Origin of the sequence: Mycoplasmoides gallisepticum (assembly GCF_900476085.1) — a bacterium.
Lineage (GTDB): Bacteria > Bacillota_I > Bacilli_A > Mycoplasmatales > Mycoplasmoidaceae > Mycoplasmoides > Mycoplasmoides gallisepticum.
In genome coordinates this window covers 454,579-481,451 of the sequence record NZ_LS991952.1, presented here as the reverse complement: position 1 = coordinate 481,451, position 26,873 = coordinate 454,579, and the positions used below count along the sequence as shown (strand labels likewise).

Below are 26,873 nucleotides of genomic sequence, written 5' to 3'. Positions count from 1 at the left end.
ATATAAATATAAAAGGTTAGCTTAGTTTCTTATTAGATTATCATCTTTAGTTAGCAACAAGATTTTAAGTTATAAGAAACTAATAATCAACCATGATCTACATTTAAGAGATATAGGTGAGTGTAACACTGCTTATCTGATATGATTTGATGATGCGATTTATATTCAAATAACTATTTGAAGATCATCCTTGTAATTATAACACATTCTTTTTTAGATCTAGCTTGATTTTTAAAGATCAACCTTAAATATATTTATCGATCTTAACTTTATATATAATCTTAACTAAAATGGTTGAACTATATTTTAAGAACTCTAGATTTATTGGGATCGCTCATCAGATCTCATCTAAACAAGAACTAAAATTATTAACTGAACAACTAAGAAAACAGTATAAGAAAGCCACCCACATCTGTTATGGTTATCTTTTTAAAGATAACGGAATTGAAACAGCGGGGTTTAGTGATGATAATGAACCCAAAAACACCGCAGGTAAACCGATCTATGATCTGTTAAGAATTAAACGATTGTATGGCTATGTGGTTTTTGTAATTCGGTTTTTTGGTGGGATAAAACTAGGTACTGGTGGGTTGATTAAAGCTTATCGCAAAACTGCGAGTGCTACGATTGATCTAATTTTTGCTTCAACTTTTTAGCAATCTCAATTGGTAAGACTTGACTTAAACTAGCAATCGAAGCTTTTTTAATCTCATCAATCGTTTTAAAATGTTCGATCAATTGTTGCTTTCTTTTCTTACCCAAACCCTTGATCTGATCAAGGATAGAATCATATAATGATTTTGCTTTGGTTTTACGAAAAAAACTGATCGCAAACTTGTGCACTTCTTCTTGAAGATTGGCTAAGAAAAAATATAACGCCGAACTCTTATCTAAACTGATCTCATCAAGATCAAAAGTGACGATCTTATCTGTTTGGTGTTTATTGTTCTTAGCTAAACCAATCAGATTGATCTTTTTATCAATCTGAAGATCGACAATCGCTTTTTTTGCTGCTAACACTTGGTGTTTACCACCATCTAGAATAATCAGATCAGGTAGATCAACAAAATTGTTTTTTAAAGCTTGATACAACCTGCGATAGATCACTTCATACATATAATGATAGTCACCTAGTGCTTGTTGATCTTTAATCTTATATTTACGGTATTTCTTCTTATTAAACTGATTGTTTTCAAAAACAATCATTGCTGATACTTTATCCGTATTAAACAAGTTGGAATTATCATACACTTCTAGATGATTGAGTTTATCAACCTTGATCAATTTTTTTAATTGATCAAGGGCTAGATTAATTCTTTGTTCTTTTTTAACTAAGGAATCATATTTTTGGGATAGTTCATTAGTTACATTTTGAAGTGCTAATGACATAATCTCATTCATCTTCCCACTTGTGGGATTGATAATCTCAATTCCAAGACTGTCCTTTAATAAGGTTGCATTTGCTTGATCTAAAGAAGCATATAAGATCTTGGGTTTGATATTATCTTTATAGTATTGACTAAGATAAGAAGTAATTACTTCTTGTTCTTCACCATAATAAAAATCACAAATCGTGTTTTTGGACACCAGCTGACTTGAAACATAAGAAAATAAAACAATACAGATCACATTTTCTTTGATCTGATAAGCTAGAACATCGATTCGTTCTTTTGCACTATACAGATTAATAATCTGTTTATCAAAGATTAGATTGATCGCTTTTTGCAGATCTAAATATTTTTTGGCTTGTTCAAAATCAAATTTTTCACTAGCAATCGACTCTTTTTCTTTTAAGTCTTTTAAAACTTGATCAGCTCCGTTGTGAAAAAAATAATCGATCTTTTTTTTCATCACTTCATAATCAGCTTCACTAACTTCGTGAGTGCATGCTTTCATACATAAATTAAGATCATAAAACTCACACTTACGGCCCTTTTTATTAAAACAGTTTTTTAAGGGAAACAGTTTTAATAAAAGATTATAAAGATCATATGCTTTCATCTCACTTGAAGCAAAAGGGCCGTAATGTTTACCTTTTTTGGGATCAAAGTTACGTGTATAAATTAGTCTTGGATACTTTTCTTTCGTCATCAAGATATAAGGATAACCATTGTTATCCTTTAATAAGATATTATATCTAGGCTTATGCTTTTTTATTAGATTAGCTTCTAATAATAAAGCTTCATTTTCATTATTAACTTCAATGAATTCAACATAAAAGATCTCATTAACGAGCTTTGATGTTTTCAGATCTTTTGGCCCATTAAAGTATTGGTGCACCCTCTTGTAGATATTTTTAGCTTTACCTATGTAAATAATCTCATTAAGGTGATTCTTTCATAGGTAACACCCTGGTTTTTTTGGGGCCAGATCTAGTTTTTGTTTGAGATTAAAATTCATTGTCTTATATAATTTTATTATTATGAATAATAAATTGACGGAACGCCAGATCTTAATTTTGAAGGCGATTATTAATGAATATATCTCAACTGCAACTGCAGTTGGTTCTAAGATCATCTTAGAAAAATACTTTAACAACGAAGTATCTAGTGCAACGATCCGCAATGAGATGTCGGTGTTAGAAAAAGAAAAGTATATCGAAAAACCCCACACCTCAGCAGGAAGAATTCCCACAATAAAGGGGTATCAATATTATGAAGCTAATTTAGCTGAAACTAAGATCTCAGAACGATTAAAACAAAAATTGATGGCGATCTTAAATAAACGATATCATTCAATTGATGAGGTGATTGAACAATCAGTTGAATTCATTAATAATGTCACCAACTTGCCTTCCGTCATTACCAAGTTCAAATCTTATGATCTACTTAAACGAATGGATCTAATCAAGATTAATAATAATACCGCAATAATCTTGATTGTTTCTTCTTCTGGTGAGGTGATTAAAAAAACGATTAAGTACCAAAATTCAATTCAATACAATGATGTATCAACTTGTGTGCAGATCTTTAATGATCGGTTAGTTGATACCCCATTTATTGAATTGAAAGAAAAACTAACCGCGATCAAAGAGATCGTTAGAACTAAAGTTCACGAATACGAATTCGTGATGCAACGGATCGTTAACTATATCTTTGATATTAATGAAAAGAGCACGATCAACATTAAGGGGACAAAAAAATTGGTGATCCATCCCGAGTTTCATGACCATAATAAGTTAAGTGAGATCTTAAACTTACTTGAGAACACCTCAATCTGAGAACAGATCTCATTTATGCAACAAAAAACCGGGAAGTCAGTGATCACTTTTGGTCAAGATATTGGGATTGAAGGGATCTCAGTTGCTTCAACCTTAATTGAAACCGAACAAAATAAACACCAAATTGCAATCGTTGGACCCAACCGGATGGAATATGGGAAGATCAAGGGTTTATTAAATATCTTAAAAGAGCAAGTTGAAAAGATTGATCATCTCAACTTGCCTTTAGAAGAGATTAATAAAGAATCATAATGAAACTATTAAATACGATTAAAAGTTATGCTGATTTTTTGAAGATCAAAAAAGCTGCTCTTAAACAATTAGCAACTGAGATCAGGGATTATCTGATTAATCTTGGTAAAGAAAAAAGTATCCACTGATCATCCAATCTAGGGATTGTTGAACTAAGTATTGCACTAGCATACTTTTTTAATCTAGATCGAGATAAAGTCTTTTATGATACCAGTCACCAAGCTTATGTTCATAAGATGGTGACTGGTCGGTTTGATCGGATGAGATCGATCCGTGAAACAAATGGGTTAAGTGGATTACAAGATCTAAACGAATCTAAGTATGACTATTATGCTGGTGGTCATACTTCAAATTCACTTAGTGTAGCTAGTGGGTTAGTTTTTAGTAACCAACTACTGGATAAAGAACAACTAATCATCCCCGTAATCGGGGATGGTAGTATTGCTAATGGGATCGCTTTTGAAGCAATCAACAATATTAGTTTTCATCATCATAAGATGATTATTATCCTTAATGATAATCAGATGTCGATCTCAGAAAACTTTGGTGAGTTTAATAAGTTGTTAACCAATTTAAAAGATGATCAAGCCAACTTCTTTAAGCAATTAAATTATGAGTATCTAAAGATTGAAGATGGTCATGATTTAGATCAGATCTTTGCTGGGTTAGAAAAAGCTAAAGAGTTGGTTAAACAAAAACCAGTGATCGTTCATGTTAAAACAATCAAGGGTAAGGGGGTTGAGCAAGCTGAAGCAGATCTGATTGGAACTTATCATAATTCCAATCGGTCTAATAAAACTTACCAAGACCAATCTGGGTTTATTGCTGCAAGTCATTTAGAAGCAAAACTAAAAGATAAAAAGCAGTTTTGCATGATTAATCCCGCGATGACTTATGCAACTGGATTTATTGATCTGATTAAAAAATACCCAAAGAATTACATCGATGTTGGGATTTCTGAAGAACACGCATTATCAATGGCTTCTGGAGTAAGTTTAAATCAGGTTCCGGTCTTTTTACCGATCTATTCAACCTTTTTACAAAGAAGTTATGATCAATTAATCCATGATTTATCACGATTAAATTTAGGGATCAATCTCTTGATTGATCGATGTGGGTTGAATGGAACTGAAGGTTCATCTCACCATGGGATCTTTGATGTGGGGATGATTAAAAACACCCCGCATGCTAAGATCTATGCTGCTAGTAATCAGATCGTATTAAAAAGATTACTTGATCAAGTAATTAATAATACAACTCAAGTAATCGCGATTAGATATAATCGCTATTTTGTTGAACTTAACCAATACGAATCGTATTATCAAGACTTTGATCATATTGATCAATGGGTTAAGTTAAATCCAGCTAATACTAAAAATAAAACAGCATTAATTTCATATAATAACAACCTGATCTTATTTAAGAGGTTATTAGATCAACAACAACTTAACGATGTTGATTGCTTTGATGCAATCTTAGTTCATGGTGATCAATTAGATCAAATGATCACTAAGATCTTAGATCAATATGATCAGATCTATCTTTATGAAGAGATTTATCAAAATCTTGGGTTGGCTAATGAGTTTTATCGACTGATCGTTGAAAAGAAATACCAAAATAAATCATTATATTCTTATAATTTCAAAACGATCCCTCAACACGGAGATAATAAAGATCTATTAATCAAACACGAGATGGGTCATGAACAAGTGATTGAAGCAATTAAAAAGAACTTAAAAAAGTAAATTAAAGATCTAAACTTCTTCAATAAACAATAATCAGTTTTTTCTCAACTTGATTATTGTTTATTTTTTGATTTAGCTAACTTGTGCTTAGTTTTTTTAAGTTAAAATAAAGAATATTCTTCCAAAGTCTAATAAAATCAAGATTTTAAAGAAATTTGCACGTTAAGTTAAAAGCTTATCTGCTTGATGGATCAAGTAGATGGATCTTAATAAAATCATAAAAGTCATACCCAACTTAGTTTTAGAGATTTTCTTAATTCAAAATATAAATAGGAGTTATGAATAAAATAAAATTCCGGGTAGTTTCCTTTAACACAAAGTTAAGGTGACTATTGATTGGTAAATTACCATTAGAACGAAAAGCAAGACCGAAAATTCTAGAATACATCTTCTTTATTTTAAACAACATCATCACATTGATCTGTAGTATTGTTATCTCATATTAATTAATCAAACTATATCTAGACAATAATAAAGAATTATTAATAGGAACTTTTATTAAAAGCTTGCAAACAAGTTTCTTACTAAAACTGTTATTCACAATCATCATCATAAATCGACTGATCAATTTCGTTCTTTGTATCCACACTTATTACATCTTAACTAAAACAGAGTTCAATAAAATCTACCCAATCATTGACACTATTACCGCAATTTTATTAATTTCACCCTTAACAATCATCTTATTCCTAATTGCTTATCAAAAGAATGAATTAGCATTTGAATAACGATTGAGATTTAAAAAAATATCGAAGGTACACTATGAAGAAGACAAAACTAAAATACTTATTTGGTTTATCAGCAGGGTGATTATTAATTGCTCCAACCATTTTATCTTCTTGTCGACCTGCAGATAATGATAAGCCTCCAATTGAAACTAAATCAAAGATTTTATCATTTAAAGATTAACAAATTAACCCAACACCAGTAACTGATGCTGAGGTAGCTGATGTTTTAGCAACACCAAATACACCTAAAGAAAAGGTAATTAAATTATTCAGAGATGCTGCTCAAGTTGATAAAGGTGTGAATGATATTAGTGATTTTCAGATGTTGGGTGATGCTGGGAAGAAATTGTTTAGTACAGCAGCGGGACAAAAACTTTTAGGTGGTCAGTTAGTAAAGCAAGCTGATGTTGTTTTATTGTTAAACATCTTACCCCATCTGTATTCAAAACAGATTAGAGCTGCTAATTTTGATTATTATCAAGCAATTACTACTCACGACTCATCATTATCAGCAGCAACATATATGATTGAAGCCACTAGATTAAAAAAGTTAGATCTTGCTTATCAGTTGTTTGAATATGGAATTAACATTGATATGGGTCAAAATATGCACTCATCTGATGCTGGGATCCATGCTGGTTCATTGGCTGCAATCTATCAGATGATCCTTTTTGGGTTTGGGGGATTAGATTGACATAATGATGAATTACACTTGAATCCGATCTTACCAAAACATTGGAAAGAACTAACTTATCGTTTCCAATATAAAAATTCACAGTTTAAAGTTGTGATCAAACAAGATCATTTCTTGATTAAAACGATTAATAATTCACACGCTCGAGAACTGATCATCTCTGATCAAAAACATCTGATTGATAACGAACTAAAAAGGTTTGAAATTAAATATGATTAAGGGATTTATCTTTGATTTAGATGGTGTGATTACTGATACAGCTAAATTGCACTATATAGCTTGAAAAAAGATTGTTGCACAACTAGGAATTAACTTTTTAGAAGAAGAAAACGAAAAACTAAAAGGGTTATCTAGATTAGATACTCTTAAAGCAATTCTTAGGTTAAAAAAACCTAAGAATGATTTAAGTCAAGCTGAACTAATCAAGATCTGTGAACAAAAAAATGATCTATATAAAAAGCTCTTAACAACTGAGATTTATCAAAACTCGATATTAAAAGGTATTGATCAATTAATAATCAAAGCAAAAGCAAATAAGATTAAATTAGCAGTAGCTTCTAGTAGTCATAACGCGCCGTTAATTTCAGAAAAATTAGGTTTATTAGATAGCTTTGATTATATCGTTAATCCAAGTGAGATTAACCAAGGCAAACCAGCAGCTGATATCTATCTTAAAGCTGCAGAAGGCTTAGATATCAGCACTGATCAAGCTATTGGGTTTGAAGATGCGATCTCAGGATTGAAAGCAATCAAAGCAGCCAAAATGAAAGCTGTTGTCATTATCCATGGCAGTAATGAAGATTTTTCTAAAGCAGATCTAATTTATCAAAGTACTAGTGAACTTAACTTTGATTTCATCATGCGCCATTTTCAATAAAAAACATACCCATTTAGATTATCTAAATGGGTATGTTTAATATATCTTAATTATGAATTAGTTTGTGGTGGCATTAATGTAAAAGTAAGATTACCAATACCTACACTATCATTATTATTACCTGAAACATAAACTTTGTTTCAGCCCTTAGTTAATGTTATTGTGTCTTTGTTTGCTTCTAATGTAATATTACCGTTATTACTATCAGTTCCTCTTTTTGTTTTAGTATCAAAGGTTAAGATTCTATTTGTGGCATCAATTACTTGTAAGTGTGTGATCTTGATCACATTGGTTGTAAACTTAGTGTCGGTAGACACAGCTAGACCTCTATTTGTTAAACTATTATAGTTACCACTAATATAATATGAACCAGCTTGTGGAGCATTAACATAAAAAGAGAGATATCTAGCATATCCGCCTTGAGTACTAGTTGTTGCTGGAACTCTTTGTACGTTCATGTTGGTTCCCATAGCAGTTCTAGCATTCTGATCACTAGCGCCCAATCAACCAATTACATAATATGGTTGAGTTTGACCACCACCACCAGCGGAAACATTAATTAGTTTATATGCTGGAGAATAACTACTAGCTAAATTGTAACCCTCAACCATATTAATCATTACAGAAGTAGCATTATTCTGTTGGTTGATTGTGTTACCAAAGATATCATTGTAGATCTTATCAGCATTATTTTCATTCGAGCTAAGATAAATGTTACCAATCATTGGGGCAACTTTATTCATATTTCCTTCACCCGTTGGAACACTTAATTCGATTGTGTTTTGACCAAATCTTAAACCTGATAAAACGATTTTAGCAACTTTAATCTCATCAACTGCTGGAGTTGGATTAGCTGTAGTATTATTTGCACTAGTTGAAGTGGCAAACTCAACTTGTTGAACATTTCCATTATTTAGTTTGTATTGTAATCCAACATTACTAGCATCAGCTGTTTTAACCAACTTATAAGGGAAATATAAATAACCAGTTGATGGACCATAGTTGCTAAAACTAAATTGGTATTTCGTGTTTGTTCCAGCTAAACTATAAATTCATGAAACATCAGTAATACTATTGGTGTTTGCAAGAATTCTACTTGAAGGTTCATCACCATTTCAAACCGTTCTTCTTGCATATTTATAATTAACAGGTGTTACATCAGCACTAAAAGCAACAAAACTATAGTTTGAAGGTTGAACATTAGTGTTTGTAAACATTCCTACAAAACTTTGTTTATTATTTTGAATCACTTCTTTGATAAAACTATTAGCTAATGCATTAGCATTAGTCTTTTGTTCATTAATAGTTGATAACGTATTATTAATATTCTTATTAGCTGTAGTAATCTCATTAGAATCTAAAAGCGTTCCCCCATTTAGTGGATCTAGTGTTTTAGTTATTAAACTACTAGCTTTATTGTATAGATCCACTAAATTATTACGAATCTGATTATAAGCAGTTGATGCTAAACCTTCAAGGTTAGTAGCACGTTGTGATAAAGTGGTTTTTAGTGTTTTGTATGCTTCAACTAAATTTGGGTGTTCATTATCAAAAGTGGTTTTATCCGTATTAGCTTGGTTGATGGCTGATTCTAAATTAGTTTTAGCCATATTTAGTTGTTCTAGTGTTGCATTAAGGTTATTGTTAACTGTTTCAGCTTCACTATAAGCAGATGATAAACTAGCTTCAATCTTGGCATAATCTTGTAGTGAAGCTAATGTCATTGCTTTAGCATTGATTAGATCAGTTAACTCCATCCGCGCTGTTTGTAATTGGGTTTGGCTATTATTTGGATTTGCGTCTTTTTTAGTAATAGACATACAGCTAGAAATCCCAATACTAAGAGAGGATGTTGTACCTAACAAACTAATAGTCTTTAAGATGATTCTTTTTTTACTCATAGAATATTAAGATATATATAGATATATCTTAAATGATTAGCAAAAATAAAATATAAATAAGCGTTTATTACTAAAGAATTTTGGTTGATAAGAAAAACCATTTTTTTAATTTTTTAGTTAATTTAACGGCTTATTTATTTAGGATTTTGTTAAAAGATTTTGTGTTTTTTAAGCAAAGATATCAGATTAACAATCTGATTGTTCTAGATCAGTTTGTTAATCAAAATAAATATTATCAGTACCTAACTGATTTTAAAGTTGAGCCAATTATTAAGATTGATTTAATGGAAGAAAAAGCCGAATCTAAATATTTAAGTGTGGCAGTAGCAAGTATTTTAGCTAGGACTTTTTATTTAGAACTTTGTCAAAAGTTGCTAAATAAGATCAATTACAAAGATGATTATAAAAAGATGTTAGTGCTGATAATAAAACCTTTGAACGGATTAAAAAACATATTAAAGATTATCCCAATTTTAATTGGAGTAAGATCTTTAAAGTGTTCTTTAAACCTTTTGCTAAGTTTTTAGCTTCGTTGGAGGATTAATTGCGCCTAGGTTGGTTCCTGGAATTTGGTGAGCTGAGTTAAATAAAAAAAGATCAGAACGGATATTCGTTCTGATCATTAACTAATTTTATGTAACTAACTTAGCGCTTTATTTTGAATATAACCAATATTTTATTTACCCGTTCTTTCTTTTCCTGCTGGTTGTTCTGTTCTAGTGTTTGTGTTATTTTCTGCATTAGTTGGCGAAGGATTATTTAATGTAAATTTCAAATTACCAATATAAGGAGTATGACCCGAAACTCCGCCAATGATAATCTTATTTAATCCTTGTTCTAAATGAAGAGTCTTCTTTTCATTTGTTATAGTAACAAGACTATTCATAGTAGCTGAAGTATCAAACTTTTCTAATGTATTTCAAGCTGTAGTTGCTCTAACACCAATCGTGACAGAATTAGAATCTTTATTATCTGTTGAAATTTTTAATTTTCTTTCCGTAGTTGTTGAAATGTACGAACCACTAATGTTGTAGTCACCAATTTTAGGTGCATTTACATAAACAGTTAATGTTCTAGAATTTCCATTAACTGCAGGAAAGTTATAAACATTTTCTACAGATCTATCATTAGTTCTAACTCCATCACCACCGATTCATCCTACTAAATAAACAGGACTAGATATAGCTGTTCTACCCTCTCCACTCTCTGTTAAATTAGTAAAACGACGTACATATATTGAATAGCTAGTTGCAAGACTATAACCTTTTAATAGATCAACACTAACTTCTGTAGCATTATCTTGATTAGCTACAGTATTACCAAAAATATCATCATATACCTTATCTACATTTTGATCATTAGCAGTAAGATACATATTACCGATCATCGGAGCTACTTTAGAAGTATGATCATTGCCTGTTGGAACACTGAATTCAATGGTATTAGTTCCAAACTTCAGATCAGATAGAACAACTTTAGCAACCTTAATGTCGTTAACAGTTGGAACTTCATTAGCTAGAGCCATCATTTCAGCAGCAGGTTGTACTTGTGATGGTTCAGCACTAGAAGCTGTTGGTTGAGCTGTGGCAAAATTAACTAATTTTGGAGTAGTGTTATTTAATACATATTGCAACCCAACATTATCATTCGCTTGAACTAATTTATAAGGGAAATATAAGTAAGCATTGTTTGAAGCACCATAATAATCAAAAGTAACTGTGTATTTAGCACCCATTCCCGATAAGTTATAAATCCATGATACGTCTGTTAATTTATTACTTTGTTCGGTTTGGGTTAAAGGTGCTTTATTAGTATCTCAAACTTTTCTTTGAGCAAAATTCCAGTTTGGGCGAGCATTATTAGATCCTGTTGTTACATCAACACTATAACCAACAAAACTGTAGTTACCTGGTTGAGGTTGTGTTTGCATACTAGTTTCACTACTACCAGATGTTAATTGAGCATCATTTAGTACTTGTTTTGTAAAACTAGTTGCAAGCATATCTGCATTAGCTTTTTGTTGATTTAAAAGTGTTGGATTAATAGAATCTGTAATCTCTTTATTAATTTTTACTACATTGTCTTTATTAGGTGATTGTCCAGCATCATTAAGCAAAGTTGAAGTTGTAATTGTTTTTGCTTGATTATATAAACTCATTAAATGAGTTTTGATTCCACCATAATTTGCTGAATCATTAAATGCAGCAAGGGTTGTATTTTCACCTTCTAATGTTGTCTTTAAATTAGTATAAGCTGTAACAAGTTCAGAATTATTTTCATCAAAAACTTTCTTTTCATTAGCAGCTGTATTAATAGCTGTTTGTAAGGTTGATGTAGCACTTTTAACTTGTTCTAATGTAGCAGATGAGTTTTGTGAAGTTGCTTCAGCAGATGTATATGCAGCTGTTAAGTCGCTTTTGATTTTGGCATAATCAGAATACATCTGAACATTTGTATTTTTACTAGATAACAAATTTGTTAAAGCTGTTTTAGCAGTTGATAATTGCTGAGCAGAATTCTCCATTCCTCCGTCATTTCCTGGATTAGTATCTCCGCCATTCATACCACCACTAGGAGGGTTTGGCATTGGATCTGGTTTTGGTTCAGGGTTAGGTGTTGGTGTAGTTGCTGAAGTACAACTAGCAGCTGCTAACATCACAAACGAACCAATACCTAATAAACTAACAAACTTTAAAATGTTTTTTCTTTTCACTTAAAGTTAAGCCAATAACTTACGTTCACCACGTCTATTATTATCTAAAGAATATATAAAGTTCAGTAAGTAATAAATCGAATTTATTTTCGCTGATCAGAGCAGTCGCTAACTCCTAAACTTCTAATAACTTCTTCTTCTTCTTCTTCGAAAAACAAAGGATTTTATAAGTTTTTATAGTTGAAACCACATACAGTTATTACTTATCAACTTTTTTAAAGATAAAAAAACACCAGAACCGTTCTAGCAATTCTAGTGCTAATAATTTTATGTAACTAACTTAGCGGGTTTATCTTCATGTGAAGAATTTATTTAGGCATTTCAACGGCATTTGTACTACTATCAGTATTAGAAACAGAATTTCTTAATGTAAAACTTAAATCACCTATATAAGGGGCGTTATTACTCTGTAATTTTCCACCTGCAAGAGTAATTTTATTTAGACCTTTTTTTAAGGTCAAAGTTTTCTTCATATCTTTAACAGAATTACCATTAGTGGTGCTCATTTCAAATGTATCAAAAGTACCTAAGGTAGTTCAGTTATTTTTACCTTTAACAGTAATTGTAACAGTATGATTTGAAGAGCTTTCAGTATTAGATGTAGATAATACTAAATTTCTATCATTATTAGTAAGGTATGAACCACTTATAGAATACTCACCATTCATAGGCGCATTTACATAGATTGTAAATGTTCTTCTATCACCATTTACATCAGGAGAAGTTTTTACATTTGATAGGCCGCTAGTTGATCTATTTGCATTACCACCAATCAAACCAATTAAATAAACAGGGTCAGAGGTTTGTACGCGATTATCTCTTAAATCAGTAAATTGACGAATATATGTTCTTCAACTAGCAGCAAGACTATAACCTTTTAATAGTTCAACAGTAACCGCTGTTGGATTATTTTCATTATTAAAAGTGTTGCCGAATAGATCATCATAAATTTTGTTTTTATTAACTTCCGCATTAGATGAAGTTAAATACATATTTCCAATCATCGGAGCTACTTTACCTGTAGGAACACTAAATTCAATTGTGTTTGAATTAAAGTTTAGATTAGATAAAGCGACTTTAGCAATCTTAATATCGTCAACAGTTGGTGCTGACTGCATTTCAGCAGGACTAGCCATAGTTTCTTCTTCACTAGCAGCACCATCACTTGGACCAGAAGCTGGAGTTTGTACAAAGTTAATTTGTTTAGTATCACCACCATTTAACTTATATTGTAAACCAACATTATCACCAGTTTTAACTAATTTATAAGGGAAATATAAGTAAGCTGTTTTTTCAACTCCAAAGTAACGAAAACTTAATGTGTATTTAGCTTCAGCATCATTTAAACTATAGATTCATGAAACATCTGTTAAGGGTGCAGCTTGTTGTGTTGCATCTTCAGCTGGTGTAGTTGCTAAAGGAGTATTTTCAGAGGCCCAAACTTTTCTTTCAGCAAAGCTTCAATTAGGGCGATTATTATTTTGCGGACCATTAACATCAACACTAAAACCAACAAAACTGTAATTTCCTGGTTGCTCCTGATTATTTGCTTCATCAACTCCAGTCAAATTATTTTTAACTAAAGACTGTTTGATAAAACTGTTAGCTAAATTATCAGCATTTTGTTTTCAAGCTACTAGTTTTGAAGTTGCATTAGTAATATCTTGATTAGCTTGTGTTACACTCATAACTTGAGGAATATTTCCAGTAGCAGGGTCTAAAGTAGCTGTAACAATAGTATTGGCTTTTTCATATAAACTATTAAGATTAGTTCTGATTGCTGCATAATTTTCGTTTGCAAGAGAATCTAAATTAGTTTTTTCTTCTTTTAACGTTTCTTTTAGATTGTTATATGCTTCCACTAGTGGCCCGTGCTGTGCATCAAAATCAGTTTTTGCTTTAGCTGCTGCAGCAATTTCTGCTTCTAATGTTGTTCTAGCAGCATTAATATTCTGAGTAGTGGAAGCAGAATTATTAAGTACGTTTTTAGCAGTAGTATAAGCTGCTGAAAGTTTTGCACTAATTTTTGCGTAATCAACGTATAATCCAACTTTTTCAGTTTGACCATTTAATAAAGTAGTTAAAGCTGTTTTAGCAGCTGCTAATTGCTGAGCAGAATTATCCATTCCCTGGATTAGTATCTCCACCATTCATACCACCACTAGGAGGGTTTGGCATTGGATTTGGCTTTGGTTCAGGGTTAGGTGTTGGGTTAGGTGTTGGGTTGACCGGTGTAGTACAGCTTGCAGCTGCCAACATCACAAATGAACCAATACCTAATAAACTAACAAACTTTAAAATGTTTTTTCTTTTCACTTAAAGTTAAGCCAATAACTTACGTTCACCACGTCTATTATTGTCTATAAGAATATATAAAGTTCAGTAAGTAATAAATCTGGTTTATTTTCGCTGATTAGCTCAACCCCAAACCCCAGAACTCCTAAGAATTTCTTCTTCTTCTTCTTCTTCTTCTTCTTCTTCTTCTTCGAAAATCAAAGGTTTCACTAATTTTTATAACAAATTCAGAGAAATGTTTTTTAAAAAAATTCAAAATAAAAAAACATCAAAATCCCGATTGATTTTGATGTTAAATGACAAACAAAATAACTTATGTAAAATACTTAACTAACTCAGCTTGATTACATATATTTTCTATTACTAAGATGGATTTGAAACATTAGTAGTTTCAGGTTGGGTTTCATTAAGAATAAATTCTAAATATCCAAAATTTGGAGCATTACCCATATCTGCAGTAGCTCCACTAACTACTATCTTATTTAATCCTTCTACTAGAGTTAATGTCTTTCTATTATCAGGAACAGTTGTAACTCGGGTAGGTCCTGTTGTTGCAGAGGTATCAAAGGTTTTTAATGTAGTTAAATTATTTGTAGACAATTGTCTTACAGTTACATTATTATTAGAAGACATATCTCCGGTACTGAATTTAAGATCTCTACGAACCTTTGAAGCGAACACTCCTTTAATATAATAAGCACCTGCTTTTGGAGCATTTACATAGAATGTATAAGTTCTTGTTTTTGGAGTACTAGCTACTGGAGATCTTTGCTCGTTTGTTTTTTCTGTTATCCCAGTAACATTACGAGCGCCAGTATTACCACCAACATAACCGATTAGATAATATTTTTGATCAGGCATCATTTTTCCATCTAAGGTTAACTGTTGGTCTGTATACCTTCCAACAAATGTTGATCAATCAGAAGCTAAACTATAACCACTTAAAGCATCAACTGAAATTATTGTTCTATTATTTTCAGTTGTAACACTATTACCAAAAATACTATTTTCGATTTTTTGTTTATTAGCTTCATCAGCTGATGAAGTAAGATACATATTACCAATCATCGGAGCTACTTTTTCTGCAGGAACACTGAATTCAATTTTGTTTGCTCCAAAATTTAAATTAGATAAAGTAACTTTAGCTATATTAATACTATCCACTGTTGCAGTTGGACCGTTGGCATTTTGCATATTACCAAAAGTGATTGCTGTTTCAGTAGGAATATTATTTAACTTATATTGTAAACCAACACTATCACTATTTTTAACTAACTTATAAGGGAAATATAAATAACCTGTTGATGGTCCATAGTAGGTGAAATCTAGCGTATATTTAGCTCCATTACCTGCTAAACTATAAATTCAAGAAACATTTGATAAAGGTTGAGCTGGAGTTTCGTCTGAAGCTGCAGGAGTATCAATCTTAGTTGGTTGATCACCACTTGTGAAAATCGTTCTCTGAGCATAGTTTCAGTTAGGAAGAGCTGTTTCTGAACCAGGAGCTGTAGTAGTTCCAGTTACATCAACGCTATAACCTACAAAACTATAGTTTGCTGGTTGTGCTTGATTATGAGTATCATCAGTTCCCATAATTTTTTCTTTAACTATTGTATAAGCTTTGAAATTAGCAAACTGATCAGCGTTCTCTTTTTGCGACATAAGAGTTTCGCTATTTATTACTTTTTCGATATTAGCAGTTCCATCTGTAATCATCTTAGATGTTGGAATCTCACCACTAATTGGATCTAATGTTTCTTTTATGATCTTTTCAGCTTTTAAAGATGCAGAGTTAATTTCATTTAAAATTGCGCTATATTTTGAATCTTTTAACTCCATTACAACAGCATCTTTTTTACCAACTACAGTTTTTAAATTCTTGTAAGATGTTAGTAACTCGCTGTGATCTTGATCAAATTTTTGTTTATTGCTATTAGCTGTATTAATAGCTGTTTGTAAAGTTGATGTAGCGTTCTTTACTTGTTCTAGTGTAGCAGATGAATTTTGAGAAGTTTGTTCAGCAGTTGTGTATGCAGCTGTTAAGTCGTTTTTGATTTTGGCATAATCAGAATACATCTCAACATTTGCGTTCTTGCTAGCTAACAAACTAGTTAAAGCAGTTCTAGCAGCTGCTAATTCTTGAGCAGCATTGTCCATACTTTCACCACCACCACCAGGATTTGGCATTGGCTTTGGTTCAGGGTTAGGTGTTGGATTTGGCTTTGGTTCAGGGTTAGGTGTTGGGTTAGGTGTTGGGTTGACCGGTGTAGTACAGCTTGCAGCTGCCAACATCACAAATGAACCAATACCTAATAAACTAACAAACTTTAAAATGTTTTTTCTTTTCACTTAAAGTTAAGTCAATAACTTACGTTCACCACGTCTATTATTGTCTAAAGAATATATAAAGTTCAGTAAGTAATAAATCGGGTTTATTTTCGCTCATCAAGCCAAACCAAGACTCCAGAACTTCTAAGAACTTCTTCTTCTTCTTCTTCTTCTTCTTCTTCTTCTTCTTCTTCTCTATTTTTAAAGGATTTTAGTTATTTTATATATTAAATACAACAACTCAATTTGTCTTAACTAAACAAAAAAACACCAGAACCGCTTTAACGATCCTGGGCTAATAATTTTATGTAACTAACTTAGCGCTTATATATTCTTTTCTGCAATAGCAGAACTAGGCTTATACTTATTCACCAGTCGTTTGATTGCTTTCTAGAGTAAATGTTAGGTTACCAATAAATGGAGTGTCTCTATTACTTACACCTGATAAGATAATTTTATTTAAACCTTTATTTAAGGTTAGAGTTTTTTTCATTTGTTCATCTGTTCCTGAAACAGTAGTACTATCCATCTTATTAGTATCAAAGTGACCTAATGCTGTTCAATTATCTTGTTTTAGATTTGTTACTGTAACAACATTTTGAGCCATCTCACCTGTTGAGAATTTTAGACTTCTTGCTGAAGTCGATCCTTGTAAATACGCACCACTTATGTGATAGTTCCCGTTTACTGGTGCATTTACATGTATTGTGAATGTTCTTGTATCGCCATTCACATGGGGATTATTTTTTTTATTCATTTGGGCGCTTGCAACTGTACGATTCCCGCTACCACCAATCAAACCAATTAAATAAACAGGGTCAGAAGTTTGTGCGCCATTACCTGTTAAACCAGTAAATTGACGAATATATGTTCTTCAACTAGTTGCAAGACTATAACCTTTTAATAAATCAACTGTAACAGCTGTTTTATTATCTTGTTGAACTGAATTATTTCCAAAAAGATCATCATAAATCTTGTTTTTATTAACATCACTATCAGATGAAGTTAAATACATATTACCAATCATTGGAGCGACTTTAGGCATTTCATCTTCAGCTTGAGTGGGAACACTAAATTCAATTGTGTTAGAACCAAACTTTAAATTAGATAAAGTCACTTTAGCAACATTAATATCACTTACTGTAAGAGTTGGATTTAATTGGCTAGCAGCAGTCATATTTTCTTCAGAAGTTTGATTTTCTCGTGCTGATTGAGGCATAGTTGATCTAGCCGGTTCAGTTGCTGCTGATTCTGATTCTGATTCAACAGGTTGTGTTGGTGCAAAATTGATTTGCTCAAAATTACCGTCGTTTAATTTATATTGAAGCCCGATATTATTTTTATCGGCACCTTTAACTAACTTATAAGGAAAATATAAATAAGCTGTATCTGGCCCATAATAATTAAATGTTAAGGTATATTTTGCATCTGTTCGAGTTAAACTATAAATTCATGATACATCTGTTAAAGGAGCAGAGTTTTGTGAATTATTAGGTAAAGGGCTGGTAACAAGTTTAGTATCTGCTGTTCAAACTGTTCTTTGTGCAAAATTTCAGTTTGGACTTGTTATGTCACTAGCATAAGCTACAAAACTATAGTCACCTGGTTGTTGTTGGACTGTAGTCGCATTATCTCCAGTAGCTGCAGATAAAGAAGCACTTTTTAGCGTTTCTTTTAAGAAGCTTGTATTTAGTGTACTTGCATTATTTTTTCTAGTTTCAAGCATTCGAGTAGCATCAACAATTGCTTGATTAGCTTGATTTACAGCTTCAACTTGAGGGCTATTTTCCATCTTAGGCTGAAGTGTTCCTTCAACAAGCGTTTTAGCAGTTTGATATAAACTATCAAGATTGTTTTTAATTGCTGCGAATTCAGCAGCCATTACTAGATCTAAATTAGATTTTTCATTTTTTAATGTTTCTTTTAAAGCATTATATGCAGCCACTAATGGACCATTAACTGCATCGAAATCTGTTCTAGCTTTAACTGCTGCATCAATTGCTGTTTGTAACGTTGATGTTGCTGTTTTAACTTGATCTAAAGTTGATGTTGAACTATCTGAAGTCGTTTTAGCAACTGCGTACGCAGAAGTCAAGTCAGCTTTAATTTTTGCATAGTCTGCATATAATTCAACAGTCTTAGATTCTTCACCAATTAAATCACTTAAAACTTTTTTAGCAGCAGTTAATTCTTGAGCTGCAGCATCCATCATATTTTGTCCACCACCTGGATTAGTATTTCCACCATTCATACCGCCGCTAGGAGGGTTTGGCATTGGATCTGGTTTTGGTTCAGGGTTAGGTGTTGGGGTAGGAGTTGGAGTGCTAGCTTGAGTACAGCTAGCAGCTGCTAACATTACAAACGAACCAATACCTAATAAACTAACAAACTTTAAAATGTTTTTTCTTTTCACTTAAAGTTAAGCCAATAACTTACGTTCACCACGTCTATTATTGTCTAAAGAATATATAAAGTTCAGTAAGTAATAAATCCGCTTAATTTTCGCTGATCACAGGATTCCCAAACCCCAGAACTCCTAAGAACTTCTTCTTCTTCTTCTTCTTCTTCTTCTTCGAAAAGAAAATCTTTTATTCGTTTTTACAGTTGATTCAGAAATAATTTATCAGCATTTTTAAATAAAAAAAACACCAAGACTCTTTAACGGTTTGGTGCTAATAATTTTATATAACTAACTTAGCGCTTTATTCAAAGATAAAGATCTTTTTATTTGATTCATTATTATGTTGTTGAACGAGTCTCACTTTCAGTATTACTTGACGGGGTAGCATTCAAAGTGAACGTTAAATTACCAATATAAGGAGTGTGGTTATCTCCACTAATAACTATTTTATTAACCCCTTCTTTTAAATTTAGTGCTCTCATCATTTGGTTTTGCACAACATTAGTATTACTCATATCTCCTGTATTGAAAGTATCTAGCGCATTTCAATTACTTTTTGCTTTAACATTAATTGTTACGGAATTAGAATCATTGTTATCCATTGAAAATTTTAATAGTCTATTACTTGTATTTGTTGAAATGAAAGAACCGCTGATATAATAGTCACCAGCTCTTGGAGCACTAACGTATATTGTAAGAGTTCTCTTTGAATTTCTAGTTGAAGGACTTTCAATAGGATTATCAACATTAGTAAGACCTCTTGAACCAGGACCACCAATAAATCCGACTAAATAACTTGGCTTTCTTGTTTGCGAATCTGAAGATTCTCCCATCTGCGTGTCCATTAATTGTTTAAATTCACCGATATATGTTGATCAACCAGAAGCAAGACTATAACCTGTTAATAAATCAACAGTGACAGAAGTTGAATTGTCACTTGAGTTACTAGTATTACCGAAGATTTCATTATAGATCTTTCCTTGGCTTCCGGAATTTGAAGTAAGATACATATTTCCAATCATTGGAGCTACCTTATTTGTTGGAACACTAAATTCAATTGTATTTTCTCCAAATGTCAGCCCAGATAAAGTAACTTTTGCAATATTAATGTCACTTACTGTTGGAGTAGGATTCATTTCATTATTAACAGCTGCAACTTCATCAGCAACTAAAACTTCAGAAGATGATCTACCTTCAGTAGTACTAGTAGTTGCTACTCCATTTTCACTTTGATCAGCGTTTGTAGGCATAGTTTTAGCTGGTTCAAAATTAATTAATTTCGAACTAGTTTTATTTAGACTGTATTGAAGGGCTACTGAACTTGAATCAGCTTGTTTAACTAACTTATAAGGGAAATACAAGAATGCAGTATCAGGACCATAATATTCAAAACTTAGGGTATATTTAGTTCCTTCTCCAGCTAAACTATAAATCCAAGAAACATCAGTTGAAGAAACAGGGGAAGAAACTAGAGCTGTCTTTCCGGTTGGTTGATTTTCACTAGTTCAAACCTTTCTTTGAGCAAAGTTTAAGTTCGGTAGATTTTGCGAATTACCAGTAGATCTAGTTGTTAGATCAACACTATAACCTGCAAAACTTCAATTTGCTGGTTGTTCTTGATTATGAGCTGAATCTGTTCCTGTAGATAATTGAGTTTTAGACAACGGTTTTTTCTCAAAATCGTTAAATTTATCTGCATTATTTTTTCATTTCTTCAACGAATCAAAACTAATAGCCATTTTAATGCCGTTGTTAGCTTCGTTTACTTTCTCTAAAGTAGGTCTTTCACCATTAGTAGGATCTAATGTTCTAGCCGTTATTGCACTACCTGTATCAAACAGTTTACTTAAGTGATTTTTAATACTACTATATTTATTTTCAGATAATCCTTCTAAGCTAGTAGTTTTAGATTGTAGTGTAGTTTTTAAATTATTATATGCAGTTACTAAAGGTTGATTTTTGTTATCAAAATCATTCTTAGCACTAGCAGCTTTTAAAATAGCAGCATCTAATGTAGTTTTTGCCTCATTAACCTCATTTAGAGTTGCACCAGTTTTAGCTGAAACTGCTTTAGCTGTTTCATACGCTGCTGTTAATTCATTTTTGATCTTAGCATAGTCTTCATATGACGCTAGATTTGCAGTTTCACCATTAATTAATGTTGTTAAAGCAGTTCTAGCGGCTGCTAATTGTTGAGCAGCATTGTCCATTCCTCCGTCATTCCCTGGATTATTATCTCCGCCATTCATACCACCACTAGGAGGGTTTGGATTAGGTGTTGGTGTATTTCCACCATTCATACCACCACTAGGAGGGTTTGGCATTGGATTTGGCTTTGGTTCAGGGTTTGGAGTTGGTGTAGTTGCTGAAGTACAACTAGCAGCTGCTAACATTACAAATGAACCAATACCTAATAAACTAACAAACTTTAAAATGTTTTTTCTCTTCACTTAAAGTTAAGCCAATAACTTACGTTCACCACGTCTATTATTGCCTAAAGAATATATAAAGTTCAGTAAGTAATAAATCGGGTTTATTTTCGCTCACTAGCTCAACCCGACACTCCTAAACTTCTAAGAACTTCTTCTTCTTCTTCGAAAACAAAAGATTTTATCAGTTTTTATAGTTAAAACCATCACAACTCATAACTCTTAACTTACTGAACAAAAAACCAGAACCGTTTTATGGGTTCTGGACTAATAATTTTATTTAACTAACTTAGCGCTATTAAACTGTAAGTATTTTTTTTCTTATTTATAAGTTTTACATTTTGTTATTTAATAACATAACTATTTAAGCTGCTGCACCAGAAACGTTTTCTGGTGTAGAACTACTACCATCTGCACTGATTTTTAATGTAAATGATAGCTTACCAATATAAGGAGTATTAAGATCCTTATCTCCTCCAATAATAACTTTATTTAATCCTTTTTTAAGGTGTAGAGTCTTATTAGCACTTTGAGCGCTACTACCTTCTCGACCACTACCAGTTGAAGTACTCTGTTCATTAATATTTTTATTAGTTTTTGTATCAAATGTTCCTAGTATAGTTCAACTATTTAAAGATTTCACATCTATAACAAGAGAAGAGTTCATGTTTGGCTCTGTACCTTGAGTTGTTGAGAATTTTAGATATCTTTTTGCCGTTGGTTGTCTACTTGTATTATCCCCATTTAGATACGACCCACTAATATAATAATCACCGTCTTGTGGAGCATTTACATAAATTGTAAATGTTCTACTATTACCTGTAAGATTAGGGCTTCTAGGTGTAGTTGGAACATTTTCAGCATCAGTACGACGTGCACTACCATTAATTAAACCAACCAAATAAACAGTTGGAGATTTTGTTGCAGAACCTTCTGCAGTCAAATCAGTAAATTGACGAATGTATTCAAAATAACTAGTTGCTAAACTATATCCTTTTAGTAAATCAACTGTAACAGTTGATTCATTATTTTGTTTAACTAATGTATTTCCAAAAAGATCATCATAAATCTTGTTTTTATTAGCATCAGTATCAGATGAAGTTAGATACATATTCCCGATCATCGGAGCAACTTTAGACATATCACTTCCTGTTGATTGAGGAACGCTGAAATCGATTGTGTTTTCACCAAACTTTAAACCTGTTAATTTAACTTTAGCTACATTGATGTCAGCAACTGTTGGCGCTTCGTTCATTGTAGCAGTAGCAGGCATTGCTTGATTAGTATCAGAGCCTTCTTGATTTGTTTGATTAGAATTCGCAGCAGTTTCTGTAGCTGCTCGTTCTGCAGGTGCAGGTGCTGCAGGTGGCTGAACCGGTGTAACAGTTGAAGCAGGCTTAAACTCTATCAATTTAGCATTAGCCCCATTTAATGAATACTGTAATTCTGCCCTATCATTAGTTTTAACTAACTTATAAGGAAAATATAAATAAGCTGTATCTGGCCCATAATAATTAAATGTTAAAGTATATTTAGCATTCATTCCACTTAAACTATAGATTCATGATACATCTGTTAAAGGAACTGAATTTTCAGTTTGATCAGCTAAAGGAAAATTTTTATTAGCTGTATTAGTCCAAACTATTCTTTGAGCAAAGTTTCAGCTAGGAAGATTATCACTTGAACTAGAAGTCTGAGAATTGTTTCCAGTACGAGTAGTTATAGTATTTAAATCGACACTATAACCTACAAAACTATAGTTTCCTGGTTGTTTCTCTGTATTGGTTGTTCCAGTAATCTTTGTTTTATTGATTACTTGTTTAACAAAACTATCAGCTAAGTTTGTTGCGTTTTGTGTTTGCTGTGTTAATGAATTTTCATTAGTTGCTTCTTGAAGTTTTGTATTAGCCTGAGTTACTTGATCAACATCTAACACAGCGCCATCGATTCCTTCTAATGGTTTAGCAATAAGCATTTTGCCGGCGTTATACAATGTGACTAAATTTTCTTTAATTCTAGCAAACTTAGCATCTTCCACTTTTGCTAAAGCAGCAGATTCATTACCTACTGCAGTCTTAAGTTGGTTGTATGCTGTTACTAATGCATTATTTTGCTGATTAAACGTTTGTTTACTACTAGCAGCAGCATTAATTGCAGTTTCTAATGTAGTTTTAGCTTGATTAATATTTTGTGTTGTTGAAGCAGTATTATCAAGAACAGCTTTAGCTGCATCGTATGTTTTTACTAAAGTATCTTGAATTTTTGCATAATCAACATACAACTCTGTATTTTGAGTTCTAGAATTAATTAATGTTGTTAAAGCAGTTCTAGCGGCTGCTAATTGTTGAGCAGCATTGTCCGTTCCTCCGCCATTCCCTGGATTAGTATCTCCGCCATTCATACCACCACTAGGAGGATTTGGATTAGGTGTTGATGTATTTCCACCATTCATACCACCACTAGGAGGATTTGGATTAGGAGTTGGAGTTGGTTCAGGGTTTGGAGTTGGTGTAGTTGCTGTAGTACAACTAGCAGCTGCCAACATTACAAACGAACCAATACCTAATAAACTAACAAACTTTAAAATGTTTTTTCTTTTCACTTAAAGTTAAGCCAATAACTTACGTTCACCACGTCTATTATTGTCTATAAGAATATATAAAGTTCAGTAAGTAATAAATCAGGTTTATTTTCGCTGATCATAGAATCCGCTAACTTCTAAACTTCTAAGAACTTCTTCTTCTTCTTCTTCTTCTTCTTCTTCTTCTTCTTCGATGTTTAAAGGTTTTTAGCCATTTTATATAGTGAATACAACAACTAAATTGCTTACTTAAACAGAACAAAAAAAACACCAGAACCGCTTTAGCGATCCTGGGCTAATAATTTTATGTAACTAACTTAGCGCTTATATATTCTTTTCTGCAATAGCAGAACTAGGCTCAACTTGTTCACTAGTCGTTTGATTGCTTTCTAAAGTAAATGTTAAATTACCAATAAATGGAGTGTCTCCATTACTTACACCTGATAAGATAATTTTATTTAAACCTTTATTTAAGTTTAGAGTTTTTTTCATTTGTCCATCTGTTCCTGAAACAGTAGTGCTAGTCATCTTAGTATCAAAGTGACCTAATGTTGTTCAATTATCTTGTTTTAAATTGGTAACTGTAACTTCGTTATTACTGCTACTTGTACCGGTTGAGAATTTTAGACTTCTTGCTCGATTTGATCCTTGTAAATATGCACCACTTATGTGATATTCACCTTGTGTAGGAGCATTTACATAGATTGTAAATGTTCTTTTATCGTTATTCACATGAGGAATATTTTTAATATTCATTTGAGTTCTTGCAACTGAACGATTCCCGCTACCACCAATCAAACCAATTAAATAAACAGGGTCAGAGATTTGCCGGCCATTATCTGTTAAACCAGTAAATTGACGAATATATGTTCTTCAACTAGTTGCAAGACTATAACCTTTTAATAAATCAACTGTAACAGCTGTTTGATTATCTTGTTGAACTGAATTATTTCCAAAAAGATCATCATAAATCTTCTTTTTATTAACATCGCTATCAGATGAAGTTAAATACATGTTCCCAATCATTGGAGCGACTTTAGACATTTCACCTTCACCCGTTGAAACACTAAATTCAATTGTGTTAGAACCAAACTTTAAATTAGATAAAGTCACTTTAGCAACATTAATATCACTTACTGTAGGAGTTGTATTTAATTGGCTACCAGCAGTCATATTTTCTTCAGAAGTTTGATTTTCTGATGCTGTTTGAAGCATAGTTGATCTAGCCGGTTCGGTTGATGCTGATTCAACAGGTTGTGTTGGCGCAAAATTGATTTGCTCAAAATTACCGTCATTTAATTTATATTGAAGCCCGATATTATTTTTATCGGCATCTTTAACTAACTTATAAGGAAAATATAAATAACCAGTTTGTGGGCCATAATAATCAAATGTTAATGTATATTTAGCTCCTGTCCCGCTTAAAGTATAGATTCATGACACATCTGTTAAAGGAGCAGAGTTTTGTGAATTATTAGGTAATGGACTGGTAACAAGATTATTATCTGCTGTTCAAACTGTTCTTTGTGCAAAATTTCAATTTGGACTTGTTATGTCACTAGCATAAGCTACAAAACTATAGTTACCTGGTTGTTGTTGAACTGTAGTCGCATTATCTCCAGTAGCTGCAGATAAAGAAGCACTTTTTAAAGTTTCTTTTAGGAATTTTGTATTTAGTATGCTTGCATTATTTTTTCTAGTATCAAGCATTTGAGTAGCATTAACAATTGCTTGATTAGCTTGATTTATAGCTTCAACTTGAGGGCTATTTCCCATCTTAGGCTGAAGCGTTCCTTCAATAAGTGTTTTAGCAGTTTGATATAAACTATCAAGATTATTTTTAATTGCTGCGAATTCAGCAGCCATTACTAAATCTAAATTAGATTTTTCATTTTTTAATGTTTCTTTCAAAGCATTATATGCAGTCACTAATGGACCATTAACTGCATCGAAATCTGTTCTAGCTTTAACTGCTGCATCAATTGCTGTTTGTAACGTTGATGTTGCTGTTTTAACTTGATCTAAAGTTGATGTTGAACTATCTGAAGTCGTTTTAGCAACTGCGTACGCAGAAGTCAAGTCAGCTTTAATTTTTGCATAGTCTGCATATAATTCAACAGTCTTAGATTCTTCACCAATTAAATCACTTAAAACTTTTTTAGCATCAGTTAATTCTTGAGCTACAGAATCCATCATACCTTGTCCGCCACCTGGATTGGTATTTCCACCATTCATACCACCACTAGGAGGGTTTGGCATTGGATCTGGTTTTGGTTCAGGGTTTGGAGTTGGTGTAGTTGCTGAAGTACAGCTTGCAGCTGCCAACATTACAAACGAACCAATACCTAATAAACTAACAAACTTTAAAATGTTTTTTCTTTTCACTTAAAGTCGATCTGATAAATTTTTAAAAAATTAAAAAATTCACCAATTAAGAATATATAAAGTTCAGTAAGTAATAAATCGGGTTTATTTTCGCTGATCAAACCAACCCCAGACCACAGAACTTCTAAGAACTTCTTCTTCTTCTTCTTCTTCGAAAATCAAAGGTTTCACTAATTTTTATAACAAATTCAGAGAAATGTTTTTTAAAAAAAATTCCCGAGATAAAAAAACATCAAAATCCCGATTGATTTTGACGTTAAATGACAAACAAAATAACTTATATAAAATAATTAACTAACTCAGCTTGATTACATATATTTTCTA

The 26,873-nt window shown here is 32.2% G+C and carries 16 protein-coding genes and 1 pseudogene; 8 read left to right on the top strand and 9 right to left on the bottom strand.

What is annotated here, in order from left to right:
• Window positions 1–290 precede the first annotated feature (290 nt).
• Entirely contained in the window at window positions 291–656 is a 366-nt protein-coding gene (locus D2833_RS02025) for a YigZ family protein (protein WP_011113602.1), read from the top strand.
• Here D2833_RS02025 and uvrC read toward each other — a convergent pair.
• Window positions 622–2,400 carry an excinuclease ABC subunit UvrC gene (gene uvrC, locus D2833_RS02020; RefSeq protein WP_027333168.1) on the bottom strand — a complete coding sequence of 593 codons (1,779 nt, stop codon included), beginning with the start codon at window positions 2,398–2,400 and terminating at the stop codon, window positions 622–624. The two genes, D2833_RS02025 and uvrC, sit on opposite strands and share 35 nt — an antisense overlap.
• 22 nt (window positions 2,401–2,422) lie before the next feature.
• On the opposite strand from uvrC, the gene hrcA reads away from it, so the two are divergent.
• The 6 genes from hrcA (at window position 2,423) to pgmB (ending at window position 7,516) form a co-directional block, all read left to right on the top strand.
• Window positions 2,423–3,472 carry a heat-inducible transcriptional repressor HrcA gene (hrcA, locus tag D2833_RS02015; RefSeq protein WP_011884393.1) on the top strand — a complete coding sequence of 350 codons (1,050 nt, stop codon included), beginning with the start codon at window positions 2,423–2,425 and terminating at the stop codon, window positions 3,470–3,472.
• Window positions 3,472–5,217 (top strand): 1-deoxy-D-xylulose-5-phosphate synthase, encoded by a 1,746-nt coding sequence (locus D2833_RS02010; protein WP_011113599.1) that lies wholly within the window; start codon window positions 3,472–3,474, stop codon window positions 5,215–5,217. Before hrcA ends, D2833_RS02010 begins: the two co-directional genes overlap by 1 nt.
• A 506-nt stretch (window positions 5,218–5,723) precedes the next feature.
• Entirely contained in the window at window positions 5,724–5,945 is a 222-nt protein-coding gene (locus D2833_RS04225; protein WP_011113597.1) for a hypothetical protein, read from the top strand.
• A 34-nt stretch (window positions 5,946–5,979) separates the two neighbouring features.
• Window positions 5,980–6,126, top strand: coding sequence for a hypothetical protein (locus D2833_RS02000; protein WP_225306263.1), 147 nt, complete (start codon window positions 5,980–5,982; stop codon window positions 6,124–6,126).
• A 3-nt stretch (window positions 6,127–6,129) separates the two neighbouring features.
• Window positions 6,130–6,858, top strand: coding sequence for a glycosyl hydrolase family 65 protein (locus tag D2833_RS04220; RefSeq protein WP_261974437.1), 729 nt, complete (start codon window positions 6,130–6,132; stop codon window positions 6,856–6,858).
• Window positions 6,851–7,516 carry a beta-phosphoglucomutase gene (pgmB, locus tag D2833_RS01990; protein ID WP_027333167.1) on the top strand — a complete coding sequence of 222 codons (666 nt, stop codon included), beginning with the start codon at window positions 6,851–6,853 and terminating at the stop codon, window positions 7,514–7,516. The genes D2833_RS04220 and pgmB overlap by 8 nt, the downstream gene beginning before the upstream one ends.
• Before the next feature lie 50 nt (window positions 7,517–7,566).
• On the opposite strand, the gene D2833_RS01985 is transcribed toward pgmB, so the two are convergent.
• Entirely contained in the window at window positions 7,567–9,417 is a 1,851-nt protein-coding gene (locus tag D2833_RS01985) for an FIVAR domain-containing protein (protein ID WP_117274022.1), read from the bottom strand.
• Window positions 9,418–9,578: 161 nt separating this feature from the next.
• Between D2833_RS01985 and D2833_RS01980 the strand changes: the two genes are divergently transcribed.
• Entirely contained in the window at window positions 9,579–9,944 is a 366-nt protein-coding gene (locus D2833_RS01980) for a ribonuclease H family protein (protein ID WP_231992512.1), read from the top strand.
• Between the two features lie 149 nt (window positions 9,945–10,093).
• Here D2833_RS01980 and D2833_RS01975 read toward each other — a convergent pair whose 3' ends face one another.
• From D2833_RS01975 to D2833_RS01945, 7 genes and pseudogenes are all read right to left on the bottom strand, one after another.
• Window positions 10,094–12,130, bottom strand: coding sequence for an FIVAR domain-containing protein (locus D2833_RS01975; protein WP_117274019.1), 2,037 nt, complete (start codon window positions 12,128–12,130; stop codon window positions 10,094–10,096).
• 308 nt (window positions 12,131–12,438) lie between these two features.
• Window positions 12,439–14,446 (bottom strand): annotated as a pseudogene (locus tag D2833_RS01970) (hypothetical protein).
• Between the two features lie 342 nt (window positions 14,447–14,788).
• Window positions 14,789–16,774, bottom strand: a complete 1,986-nt coding sequence (locus D2833_RS01965) for an FIVAR domain-containing protein (RefSeq protein ID WP_011113586.1) — start codon at window positions 16,772–16,774, stop codon at window positions 14,789–14,791.
• A 343-nt stretch (window positions 16,775–17,117) separates the two neighbouring features.
• Window positions 17,118–19,166 (bottom strand): FIVAR domain-containing protein, encoded by a 2,049-nt coding sequence (locus tag D2833_RS01960; RefSeq protein ID WP_117274016.1) that lies wholly within the window; start codon window positions 19,164–19,166, stop codon window positions 17,118–17,120.
• 326 nt (window positions 19,167–19,492) lie between these two features.
• Window positions 19,493–21,604, bottom strand: coding sequence for an FIVAR domain-containing protein (locus tag D2833_RS01955; protein ID WP_117274013.1), 2,112 nt, complete (start codon window positions 21,602–21,604; stop codon window positions 19,493–19,495).
• Between the two features lie 343 nt (window positions 21,605–21,947).
• Window positions 21,948–24,185 carry an FIVAR domain-containing protein gene (locus D2833_RS01950; protein ID WP_117274011.1) on the bottom strand — a complete coding sequence of 746 codons (2,238 nt, stop codon included), beginning with the start codon at window positions 24,183–24,185 and terminating at the stop codon, window positions 21,948–21,950.
• Between the two features lie 303 nt (window positions 24,186–24,488).
• Window positions 24,489–26,549: an FIVAR domain-containing protein gene (locus D2833_RS01945; protein WP_117274008.1), complete on the bottom strand. Its 2,061-nt coding sequence runs from the start codon at window positions 26,547–26,549 to the stop codon at window positions 24,489–24,491.
• Window positions 26,550–26,873 lie beyond the last annotated feature (324 nt).